General features: G+C 42.6%; 10 protein-coding genes. All 10 read left to right on the top strand.

The window, feature by feature from the left end; translation table 11 throughout:
* Positions 1 to 676: Rha family transcriptional regulator (locus tag PSF28_RS22655; RefSeq protein WP_272582425.1), on the top strand; the 676-nt coding region annotated here is incomplete at its 5' end.
* Positions 677 to 782: 106 nt separating this feature from the next.
* A complete protein-coding gene (gpG, locus tag PSF28_RS22650) occupies positions 783 to 1,160 on the top strand; it encodes a phage tail assembly chaperone G (protein ID WP_166687538.1) in 378 nt (125 codons plus the stop codon).
* Between the two features lie 65 nt (positions 1,161 to 1,225).
* Complete coding sequence (locus PSF28_RS22645; protein ID WP_232062808.1) at positions 1,226 to 1,498, top strand: phage tail assembly protein T; 273 nt, start codon at positions 1,226 to 1,228, stop codon at positions 1,496 to 1,498.
* The gene (locus tag PSF28_RS22640; RefSeq protein WP_272685686.1) at positions 1,473 to 4,463 is read left to right on the top strand and encodes a phage tail tape measure protein; all 2,991 of its coding nucleotides are present in this window, start codon (positions 1,473 to 1,475) and stop codon (positions 4,461 to 4,463) included. The genes PSF28_RS22645 and PSF28_RS22640 overlap by 26 nt, the downstream gene beginning before the upstream one ends.
* A 48-nt stretch (positions 4,464 to 4,511) precedes the next feature.
* Positions 4,512 to 4,841, top strand: a complete 330-nt coding sequence (locus PSF28_RS22635; RefSeq protein WP_110591861.1) for a phage tail protein — start codon at positions 4,512 to 4,514, stop codon at positions 4,839 to 4,841.
* Positions 4,842 to 4,909: 68 nt separating this feature from the next.
* Positions 4,910 to 5,488, top strand: a complete 579-nt coding sequence (locus PSF28_RS22630; protein WP_272685685.1) for a zinc ribbon domain-containing protein — start codon at positions 4,910 to 4,912, stop codon at positions 5,486 to 5,488.
* A gap of 57 nt (positions 5,489 to 5,545) precedes the next feature.
* Positions 5,546 to 6,244, top strand: coding sequence for a phage minor tail protein L (locus PSF28_RS22625; RefSeq protein ID WP_272685684.1), 699 nt, complete (start codon positions 5,546 to 5,548; stop codon positions 6,242 to 6,244).
* An 8-nt stretch (positions 6,245 to 6,252) separates the two neighbouring features.
* Positions 6,253 to 6,981: a C40 family peptidase gene (locus PSF28_RS22620; RefSeq protein ID WP_272685683.1), complete on the top strand. Its 729-nt coding sequence runs from the start codon at positions 6,253 to 6,255 to the stop codon at positions 6,979 to 6,981.
* On the top strand, positions 6,885 to 7,547 hold the full coding sequence (locus tag PSF28_RS22615) for a tail assembly protein (protein ID WP_272685682.1): 663 nt from the start codon (positions 6,885 to 6,887) through the stop codon (positions 7,545 to 7,547). Before PSF28_RS22620 ends, PSF28_RS22615 begins: the two co-directional genes overlap by 97 nt.
* A 2-nt stretch (positions 7,548 to 7,549) precedes the next feature.
* Positions 7,550 to 11,574, top strand: a 4,025-nt coding sequence (gene gpJ / locus PSF28_RS22610; protein WP_272685681.1) for a TipJ family phage tail tip protein, incomplete at its 3' end; no start/stop codon positions are given.

Below are 11,574 nucleotides of genomic sequence, written 5' to 3'. Positions count from 1 at the left end.
AGAAATTAAAAAGTTTGATTTATTAGCTAGCTCTTCTGCAATTGCTGATGGCGTTAAAAAGAAACACAAAACAGTAATTCAGCTTGTTCGTCACTATGTCGATGACCTCAATGAATTTGGAAGGGTGGCATTTGAAATGCGATCCTTTGATACAGAAGGTGGACGACAAAAGCAACAAGTAGCATTACTTAATGAGCAGCAGGCAACATTGTTAATTACATACATGCGTAACAATGATGTTGTTAGGGCGTTCAAGAAAAGGCTTGTTTCTGAATTTTTCAAAATGCGCTCGGCTTTAGCTGCTAAGAAATTAGATAGAAACACATCAAGATTGGAATATAAGCCAATGACTGATGCTGTTAAAAAGTCGAGAGAGGAGCAAGGGAAGGTTATTTCACCTCATCATTTCAGTAATGAAGCCGACTTAATTAATCGTATTGTACTTGGCATGACTTCTGCTAAGTTTCGTGTCCATAACGATATAGGGAAGGAAGAGCCTATTCGTGATTATTTAACCCCAGAGCAAATACATTGTGTAACTGAGCTGCAAAGAGCAAATACTGTATTTATCTCAATGGGATGGAGCTTTCAGCAACGAAAAGATGAATTAACCAAGTTATTTAACAAAAACCATAAACAACCGCTGCTAGAAGAAATGCACAGATTGGCGGCATAAAAATTTGCTTTACTTGTAAATCAATAGATGACCGATGCACTAAAAGTTGCATCGCCTGAATAGGTCGCTCAGCGGCCTTTTTTATTTTTAATGAAAAGGTATCGATATGTTTTTAAAGAAAAAAGAAATCACTATTGGTGGTGAAAATGTTGTTCTCTATGAGCTATCCGCCCTGCAACGCGCAGATTACTTTGATTTTTTAGCAAAAAAAGAAAAGGAAATCGACGGTATTGAAGGCGCTGAAAGAGATGCTAAATCAATGCGCTCAATGGTAGAGAGCCAAGCATGGTTGGTTTCTCGCTCACGTTGGCATGAAGACCGCGATCGTGACATTGATGACCTCTACGACGAAATCGCGCAAACATGGAGCATGGATGCATTAAGCGAAGCGGTTCGCGCCATCTCGGAAATCAGCGGCATGTCGAGCCCTGAGAGTGATGGCGATGAAGAGGAAGACGGTGAGCTTATCACGTTGGAAAAGTAGCCAGCCGTGAGCGTATTTTTGCTTTGCGACTTGCGCGTGAATTTGGGCGTCCAGATTGGCGTCGAATGCTAAGTGAAATGAGTGCCTCCGAGTTTAGTGATTGGGTGACACACTTCAGCAAGACGCCTTTTATGCCTCAACTTGTTGATATTGAATTTGCTGCCTTGCACACCTCTCTTTATATGGCAATGAGTGGCACAAAAACCGAGTTGACCGATTTTATGTTGCTAACTGATGTTGAGGCAGATGAGGGAGAAATGTCAGACGAAGCCATTCAGTTAGCCAGTGAGGGGATATCAGGAGGGGTGCGGTATGAGCAACCAAATAGCGGATCTTGAGATTAAGATTGGCGCGAATACAACCGAACTTCTTGAAAAAGCCGGTCGAGTTCAGCGCGAACTAGAAAAGCAAGAACGTGATGAGCAGCGATTTGAAAAAATGCGCGAAGACGCATTAGCAAAGCAGGCGGCTAGGGCAGAAGCGGCACTTGCACGCTCACGGTCACAACTCAAGCAGTTTGAAAATGAATCTATTTCAGCGGAGCAAAAATTAGCCAGCGAACGGAAGCGGGCTAATGCTGAATTGGATGCAGCACACAAAAATATACAGGGGCTCATTCAAGCTGAAGCGCGGCGAGCACAAAACGCCAGAAGCCAAGAAGTACTGGCTGAGCAATATTATGCCCAATTGGATGCAATTAAAGCGAATGGTAAGGGATTAGAAGATCTGAGCGCCATTAAGCGCAAAATGAATAAGGACATGCAGCAGGGATTATTGCATGTCAAAGATTATCAAGCGCTTACCTCGCAAGCAATTGGTACATCAAAATCCATTACACAGTCAGAAAATAGCGCAGCACAAGCCAAGCAGCGCTTTATTAATAAGTTAAAAGAACAGGTCACACAGCAAAACCTGTCACGTACTGAAATGCTGCGATTGCAAGCCGCACAGCTCGGGGTGTCGAGTTCAGCGGATATTTATATTCGTAAGCTGGAAAAACAAAATAGTGTTATGAAAGGGGTAACTTTAACCTCTGGCCAGTATCGTCAAGCTATGCGTCAGTTACCAATGCAAATGACCGATATTGTTACTTCTTTGGCTTCTGGCATGCCTCCATGGTTAGTGGCTGTTCAGCAAGGCGGGCAAATTAAAGATTCTTTTGGTGGGTTTGGTAATTCACTTAAAGCGATCACATCTTTAATTACACCATGGAAAGTGGCTATGTTTGCCGGTGCTGGTGCACTAACGGCTTTTGGTGTTGCTGCATACCAAGGATCTAAGGAGCTCACCGAGTACAATAAACAGCTTATCTTAACGGGCAACTATGCCGCTAAAACTCAAGGCGAACTTAACGCCTTAGCCAAATCCCTTTCGGGTGATGGCATCACACAGTACAAAATGGCGGATACGTTAGCTCAAGTGGTGGGTTCTGGCTCATTCACTGGCTCGCAAGTCGATATGGTTGCTGGTGTTGCGGCAAAAATGGAAAAGGCTACAGGGCAATCTATTGATGAAACTATTAAACAGTTTCAGCGCCTTAAAGATCAGCCAGTTCAAGCGGTCATGGAACTGGACAAATCCCTTCATTTTTTGACAGCGACACAACTTGAGCAAATAACTACGCTAGAGGAGCAAGGGCGATCATCTGATGCAGCTAAATTAGCTATGGAATCATATGCTAACTCAATGAGAGAGAGGGCATCAGATATAACTGAAAGTCTTGGTTTTTTGGAATCAGCATGGGCTGGCGTAAAAGAAATGGCAACTTCTGCATGGGATGCCATGCTTGATGTTGGTCGCCAGAAAACGCTGGATCAGCAAATAAATGAAATAGAACAAAAATTAGTTGATTTTCAAATAAATCCTGCTTCAAAGGGGTTGTATTTTCATGAAACAGGTAAGACAGCTGATGATTTACGGCATGAGCTAGGTTTATTAAAAGAACAAAAATTTCAACAGGATATAAAAAGCTCTAGGGAAAAAGCCGATAACAGAGAGGAGGAGAGAAAGAAAAGACAAATTGCTGCCGACTTAGCCTTAAAAAAACAATATGAATCAGCGGAAGAAAAGCATCAAAGTAAATTAGAAAAAATCAGGAACGATGAATACGCATCTCAAGCCGCAAAAGATGAAGCCATTAAGCGAGAAAAGGAACGATACCAAAAAGAGCTAGACCGTAAAACACCGAAAGGGAAAGCCTATAAACCTGATATGGGCACTCGGCATGACGAGTCCGCACAAGCAGAGGTTACATCTCTTCAGGCACAATTAAGACTTCTTGAGCAGCATTCTTCAGCAACTGATTTCCTTAGTCAGCAACGTAAAAACCTGCAATTGGAGTTGGCTAAATTTGAAGTTTTAGAAGAAGCTCGAAAGACTCGTAAATTATCTCTTGATGAACAATCTTTATTGAAAAATAAAGAAAGTATTCTTGCGAATAAAAAGCAGTTAGCGGATTTGGGTGACAAAATTGCCAAGCAAGAGCACTTAAATAAACTGCAGGATCAGGCTGATAAGTATGTCAAACAACAGGAGGCGAGGCAAAAAGCAATTGCTGATTCACTGGGTAAGTCCACCATAGAACTTCAGCGTGCCTTGGAAATGGAACAGCTTCGCTCTGTTTATGGTGACACACCACAATGGGGCAAAGTTAAATCAGCTAAGCAAGCTACTTTTGATAAGGAGGATGCTGCAAAAACGGATTGGGTATCAGGCGCTAGTACGGCTTGGGGTAATTATCGTGATGCTGCGTTGGATGCTAATGCGCAAATCCAAAATGTAACCTCAGCTACGCTCAATGGTTTTAGCTCTCAACTGGCGGAAACGCTCACGGGGGGTGAGGCTAACTTTAAAGATTTCACTCGCTCTATCCTAAAAATGTTAGCTGAAATTGCGATTAAAATGACCATTGTTAAAGGGTTTGAAGTCTTTGGTTTTGGTAGCGTGACACCGAATGCTAATGGTGGCGTGTACAACACCCCCGGTCTAAGTGCTTATAGTGGTCAGATTGTTTCTAAACCAACTTTATTCCCCTTTGCTCGCGGTGCGGGACTTATGGGTGAGGCGGGGCCAGAGGCGATATTACCTTTGCGCCGTGGTATTGATGGAAAACTAGGTGTTATTGCTGCAAATATGAAGCAAAATTCTGGTGATTTCTATCAAACCAACCATGTCACTATTCAGAATGATGGTTCAAATGGTGAGATTGGACCTCAAGCACTTAAGGCTGTTTATGAAGTGGGTAAAAAAGGAGCTGAAGATTACATGAGAAAGCAGCGTCGTGATGGCGGTTCATTCTCTTAATAAGTATATTTAAAGCCTCCAGAGTGAAGGCTAGATAATGGAGGTTTAATGGAAAAATTCAATTGGCCAATTAAACCGGGGATGAAAACGGATTTTTCACCCCGAGTAAGATCTGTACGTTTTGGCGATGGATACGAACAGCGTAAATCAGATGGGCTGAATTCACAGCTTAAAAAATTTAATGTCAATTTATCGCTACCTTTAGAAAAAGCAGATCAGGCACTAGAATTTTTGGCTCGTCACGGCGGTGTAAAATCGTTTTTGTTTCAACCTATAAAAAGTCAGCCGGCAGTTGTAGTTGTTTGCAGAAAATGGTCTTCGGATGACGGTAATATTCGCAAAACTATCAGTGCTGAATTTGAGCAGGTAGTTTTTTAAAGATTGATCGCTTTCTCTTTTGCTTCAATGCGCTAATATAATGCCAATTATCATAGTTAGAGGTCATTATGAAAGGATTTGGGCTATTTATTTTGGTTATTGGCATAATTGGCGCTATAGCTTCTTTCTCAATGGATGTAACTGTAGCATCAGAATATGGAAGAAGGGTTAATAATATAGGGTTAATGTCTGCTAGACAAAATTTCATATTAATAAGTTGCTTTGCAATTCTCTGTGGTTTGTTGATAGTTTTGTTTTGGGGGAAAAGAAATATCAAAGTGCAGAGTATGGATATCAGTAATAATCAGGAATTAAATATAAAATGCCCTTATTGTGCGGAGCTAATTAAACCAGAGGCTATTAAGTGCAAACATTGTGGAAGTGATATTTCAGAAAAAAATATCAGCGCGAATACAGGTAGTTCGTTGATTTTTGATGATAAAAAATTACTTATAAAAATTAAGTATGGTTATTTGATTGATGATAATGCTGTAATAGAGCTAATAGGCTTAATTAAAGAAAAATACCCTGAATCTATAAACTTAATAAAAGACAGCGAAGGCGATGTGAATGATATAAAACAGAAGATTCCACCAGTTGCTCACGAGGCTTTTATTCGTAAATTTAATTATTTTATTAATAAATAAAAATATTAAATTATTTGCAATAACCACCTTCGGGTGGTTTTTTTGTAGGTAAATAAAATGCAAAATATTCCACCTGAGTTACTTATTGCAGTTACTGAAATCGAAGGTGACTCCGAAATCATATTATATGAAATAGATCTAACCAATATCGGTGGTGTTCGCTATCGTTTTCATGATGGCGCGAATGAATTATTAAAACCGATTACTTGGCAAGGGCAACAATATGAGCCTTATCCTATTGTTGGTGAGGGGTTCGAGTTTAACGGTAAAGGGCCATCAACCCGTCCAACTATTTCATTATCAAATTTATTTGGTTTGGTTTATGGCATTGCTAGCCGGTTAAATTCAGGCATCGGGGGTACGGTGATCCGTAGGAAAACGGACGCTAAGTTTCTCGATGTGGATAATTTTGCTGGTGGTAATGAAAATGCCGATCCAACTCAAGAGCAGGTGAGTCGATGGGTAATTGAGCAACTGACCTCGATAAACGCAGAAACAGCGACTTTCGAGTTAGCCGCTCCAACTGAAACCGATGGGGCGACATTGCCAGCTCGAGTCATTCTTTCTGATGTGTGTAATTTTGCTTATCGAGGTGAGGAGTGTGGCTATAAAGGTGAGCCAGTAGCTGATGAACTTGGGAACCCAACCCAAGATCCAACAAAAGACAAGTGCGGAAAGCGGTTATCTGATTGTAAATTAAGAAACAATACACATCGAATAGGCTGCTTCCTCTCCTCATCTCGCCTTAGTCAATAAGGACCCCTATGTTAGAACAAACTATTCTGGAACATGCTAAAAGCATGGCGCCACAGGAGTCGTGCGGCCTTGTGATTATTCAAGAGGGTACCGAGGTTTATATTCCCTGTGAAAATCAGCATGCCGATCCTGAAAACCATTTCTCGATTGCAGTTGAAAGCTACATCCAAGCCGAACGCTTAGGTGATGTGGCTGCTATTGTTCACAGTCATCCAAATGGAAAGCCTTACTTAAGTTCAGCAGATAGAGCTCATCAGCTCAAAACACATCTCCCTTGGTGGTTAGCGTGTGATGAAAAAATTATCAAATTTGAATGTGTGCCTAAGTTATTGGGTCGTGAGTTTGCTCATGGCTCTACAGATTGCTATGGCTTGTTTCGTGATGCTTATCATCTATCCGGTCATTTATTGCCGGATTTTGATCGCGAAGACAATTGGTGGCGGCAAGGTAAAGAGCTCTATTTAGATAATTTGACTGAAAATGGCTTTAAGCAAGTCAAAAGAGATATCCAACCCGGTGACATTATTTTGTGTTGTTACGCCAGTTCTCGCGCAAATCATGCCGCAATCTACCTCGGTGATCAGACAATCCTGCACCACGTCCCTAATCAATTAAGCAAACGTGAGGTTTATAACGAAAGATGGCAAAAAATGACTCACTCGATTTGGCGTTACCGCAGTTGGCAACCATCCGATTTTATGGGGATCTGCAACGATTTGGCCGTCGATTCGATTTAAATATAAAAACCGCAGCCGAAGGGCTTCATGCCTTATTCCTTCAAATTCCCAATCTTAAACAGCAATTCCGCGAAGGTTGGTATCAGATCCGTATAAGTGGCTCTGATGTTAAGCCTGATGAACTTCATCAACGTATTTATGAGCCGCTAACATCCAATGCGGTTATCCATATTGTGCCACGTATTGAAGGGGCTAAATCCGGTGGTGTTTTTCAGTTTGTGGCAGGTGCCGCTATTTTGGGTTTGGGTTGGTGGGGGCCTGCTTGGATATCGGCGACAGCGGCAACCATGATGATGTCAGCAGGTGCCGCAATGATGTTGGGCGGCGTTGCTCAGATGCTGACTCCACTTCCTAAGCGAGTCAGCTTATCTCGTTCTGAAGAAGAAAAAGGGAACACCTATTTCAGCAATCTAGACAACTCAGTGGCTCAAGGGATGGCGGTACCTATCGCGTACGGTGAAATCATGTGTGGATCACGGGTGATTTCTCAGTCTGTCGAAATTATGGATGACAGTGAAGGCAAAGATATTGACGTAGGCAAACACGGTGGTAGTGGGGAGACTTAATCATGGGTAAAGGTGGAGGCAAGCAACGTACACCGTACGAAGCACCTAACGATTTAACATCAAGGCAAAAACTGTCTATCGTTGACCTTGTAAGCGAAGGACCCATTGAGGGACCTGTGGGTGATTTAAAGGGCGTGTATCTTAATAATACCCCTGTGATTGACTCGTCTGGTAATAGTAACGTTAATGGCATGACGGCTCAGTGGGTCTCTGGAACATTGGAGCAGCCGGCATTAGAGGGGTTTTCTTCATCCTCAAGTGAAACTCCTGTGGGGATTGAAATAAAAAAAAGCACCCCAGTTACACGAACAATTACCTCAAGGAACATTGATCGCCTCCGCTTAACGTTTGGAACCCAAACATTGGTCGAGGTTAAGGATAACGGAGATAGAGTCACCACTGCAGTAGAATTACAAATCCAAGTGCAGCGTAATGGCGCATGGGTGACAGAGAAAAATCTTACAATCCGAGGAAAGCGTAGTAATTCACCTTATTTAACAGCAGTTATTATTGATAACTTACCATCTCCACCATTTAGCATTCGTATGGTTCGCATTACACCAGATAGTAATAGCGATAAGCTACAAAATAATACGATATGGTCAAGCTATACCGAGATCACCGATATTAATCAAACCTATCCGGGCTCAGCGGTTGCAGGTTTGACGTTTGAAAGTGAGCAGTTTGGTAATCAATACCCTTCTCGCAGTTACCTCATCAGAGGGCGCATTGTTCAGGTACCTGATAACTACAACCCCGAAACACGAGAGTACAGCGGTATCTGGAGTGGAACATTTAAGCCTGCTTACACAAATAATCCCGCGTGGGTTCTATATGACTTATTGACAAATCCCCGTGCTGGGCTAGGTAAGCGGTTAAAGCTGTCAGAAATTGATAAATTTGCACTTTATGTTATTGGTCAGTATTGCGATCAGAGGGTGCCTGATGGTTTTGGTGGCACAGAGCCCCGTGTTACCTGCAATGCTTACATTACTGATATTCGTAAAGCTTATGATTTTTTTCAAGATCTCTGTTCTCAAATGCGAGTGATGTTTGCATGGAATGGACAAATGCTTACCTTCATCCAAGATCGCCCGAGTGATGTTGTTTGGCCATACACAAACGCCAATGTGGTTGCAGGTCGATTTAATTACAGCTTTAGCCCGGCAAAAGCCCGTCACAACATCATTGAAGTGCGTTTCATTGATCCTGAAAATGGTTGGAAAACCAGCATCGAGCAGGTAACAGATGATGCACTGGTAGCTCAATTCGGTCCTAATGTCTTACGCCTTGATGCTTTTGGGTGTACGAGTCGAGGGCAAGCAAGGCGCTATGGTTTGTGGGTGTTAATGACTGAAAAGTTAGAAACGCAAACGGTAGAATTTGACGTAGGGGCGGAAGGGTTGCGCCATACTCCCGGTGATATTATTGAAATTATGGATAATGACTGGGTTGGTGGAGAGGATCCTATCAGTGGTCGTCTCATTGATATTAATGCCACTCAAAAAGTTTTAACTATAGACAGGGAAATCACTCCGCCTAAATCAGGCTCAATATTCATTACCCTAATGAATGGTACTGGAAAATATGAGCGTGTGAAAATTACGGGATATTTATCCAATAACCAAATCAAAGTTGAGGCGGTACCAAAAGGGTTAAAAGCAAAAACTATTTGGGGAATTAATCCGCCTGATTTGGCTCGTCGTTTATTTAGGGCTATCACCATTTCTGATAAAGGCGATGGTACCTACGGCATTATTGCAGTTCAACATGTCCCCGAAAAAGAGGTTATTGTTGATCAGGGTGTAAAATTTGAACCGCTGCCCGATACGCCATTGGGTGGCTACATTCCTCCAGTTGAAAACCTCTCTGTTGAAGTCAGTGCAGATAGCGACAACTGGCAAGTGGAAGCCAACTGGACAACCGTAACAGCGGTTCGTGGTGTTGATTTTATTCTCAAATTAACCCAAGCAGGGCGTATTGTGGGCACCGCTAAAACCCAAGAAAACCGTTATCGCATTGGTAATTTACCGCAGGGCAATTATTTGCTTTCCGTGGTACCACAAAATAAAGATGGGCAAAAGGGCGAACAAGCCTCGGTCTCATTTGATATTAATCCACCGCCACCGCCGTCTTATATCGATGTTGAGCCGGGCTTTTTCAGTTTAGGGATTATCCCACATGTGGGAGGGCAAAATGCGCTGCGCCTGCAGTATGAGTTTTGGTTTTCCGAAAAACAGATTGCGAATATCAATGAAGTTGAGTTGCTAGCTGAATACCTTGGTAATGGCACGATGTGGGTTATTCAGGGGAGAAAGCTTAAAGCTGGCCAGACATATTTTATTTATGTCAGAACTGTGAACCCAGTAGGAAAATCGCAGTTTGTTGAAGCCAATGGCAAGCCGGAGGATCGGGCTGATGAAATATTGGAGGTTATCGGTGATAAATTCCTCAGCACCGAAGCTGGCCAGCAAATGCAGGAGCAAATCGACTTCAATAAAGATAACCTTACTGATTTAAAAATTGATAGTGATGACTTTAGGCAGAAGGTTATCAGTATTGATCGCGAATTAGAGGCGGTTAATGAAGCGGTCATGGAAGTTGTTCACTTTTCGACTGAAAATTACTATGAACTCAAGGAAGAATCCGCTAAAGGTAAGGCGTCAATTAAGCAGTTAGAGCAAGTTCAAGCTGACTTCACCGCCTCTCAGGCAAAGTACCAGCAAGAAGTTGCGGCTCAATTTGAGCATACGGCAGCTGATGTTCTGAATGTTCAAAATGCGCTAGCAAAATCAAATGAAGCTTTCGCAGAGGATATTAGGCAAGTTCGTGCTGATTTAGGTGAGACCAACGAGGAAGTTGGCACTATTAAAGGGCGAGTGACCGATATCGCTACCGCTACCACTGATTTGGAAAAGGCTCAAGCAAAACATGAAGCATCTGTTGTTGCTGAATTTGGCGAAATGAGAGGGTATCTAACGCACCTAGGGCAAGTCACAACGGATGATAATAAAGCCTTAGTGGAGGCCATAGGGCAAACCCAAGCGCAGTTTCTTTCGCTGCATAATGAAAGCCTAGTCTCGCGTGCCCGTATTATCCGTACTGAGACAGCCTTAGCCACTGAAACAGAAGCGCGAGCGGAAGATAAACTACAAATTGATGCACGTCTCAATGACGCAGAAGGCGCGATTACCACGATTAAGGAGGTTCAGGCTCAACAGGGTGAAGCGATTGCAAAATCTGAAGAACAGCTACGTGCTGAAATTAACCTCGGCGATGAGGCGCTACAAGGTCAGTTAACCGAGCAAGGCCGTGAGTTATCTGAAGTTAGCAGCGTTGTGACTGAGCACAAGAGTGCAATTGCTGATTTAGATAAAACCGTCACGCAGGTTAAGCAAACTCAGCAGAGCCAATACAACGAAACCAAAGCGAGCATCAACGAGCTATCGGAAACGACGACAAGCCTTGATGAAGCGATGACAACGGAGAAAGCGTTAACAGAATCCCGCTTCGAAGAAACAGAAGCCTCAATTTCGAGTCTACAGCAAACGGTAGCCAATATTGAAGGGGCAACCGTTGAGGCAGTTGGTCAATTGCAAGTTCAGCATGATATTCAAGGCATAGAAGTGTTGAGTGTGAAAGCTTCTATTCGTCGCGTGGAAACTGTTATAGCGACTGAAACTCATGCCTTGGCGCAAAAAGTGGAACAACTTGATGCTCAATATGGCGATATGAATTCAAGTATCAACTCATTACAAAAAGTTGTTGCTGATAATCAGAAGTCACAAGCGGAAGTTAACGAACTCATTAAATCAGAAATAGGTGATAACAAGGCGGCAATTGAGAAACGAGCGGAAACATCGGTTGACCAACAAGGTAATTCCCGCGCGTACTTCAGTATCAAAGCGGGTGTGTTGCACAACGGGCAATACTACGATGTTAAAATGATGATGAGTGCTCAAGTTAAAAACGGGCAAGTTGTCACTCAAATCGCTTTTGCCGCTGATGAGTTTATTATTTTTAATGA

Source organism: Providencia sp. PROV130, assembly GCF_028482225.1.
Taxonomy (GTDB): Bacteria; Pseudomonadota; Gammaproteobacteria; order Enterobacterales; family Enterobacteriaceae; genus Providencia; species Providencia rettgeri.
Note: the sequence above shows the minus strand (reverse complement) of the source record. Positions and strands in the feature narration are given on the sequence as shown.

Coding starts and splice junctions, on each gene's coding strand:
- PSF28_RS22645 (WP_232062808.1), top strand. CDS start 1,226: ATGCTAAGTGAAATGAGTGCCTCCGAGTTTAGTGATTGGGTGACACAC.
- PSF28_RS22640 (WP_272685686.1), top strand. CDS start 1,473: ATGAGCAACCAAATAGCGGATCTTGAGATTAAGATTGGCGCGAATACA.
- PSF28_RS22635 (WP_110591861.1), top strand. CDS start 4,512: ATGGAAAAATTCAATTGGCCAATTAAACCGGGGATGAAAACGGATTTT.
- PSF28_RS22625 (WP_272685684.1), top strand. CDS start 5,546: ATGCAAAATATTCCACCTGAGTTACTTATTGCAGTTACTGAAATCGAA.
- PSF28_RS22615 (WP_272685682.1), top strand. CDS start 6,885: ATGGCAAAAAATGACTCACTCGATTTGGCGTTACCGCAGTTGGCAACC.
- PSF28_RS22620 (WP_272685683.1), top strand. CDS start 6,253: ATGTTAGAACAAACTATTCTGGAACATGCTAAAAGCATGGCGCCACAG.
- gpG (WP_166687538.1), top strand. CDS start 783: ATGTTTTTAAAGAAAAAAGAAATCACTATTGGTGGTGAAAATGTTGTT.
- PSF28_RS22630 (WP_272685685.1), top strand. CDS start 4,910: ATGAAAGGATTTGGGCTATTTATTTTGGTTATTGGCATAATTGGCGCT.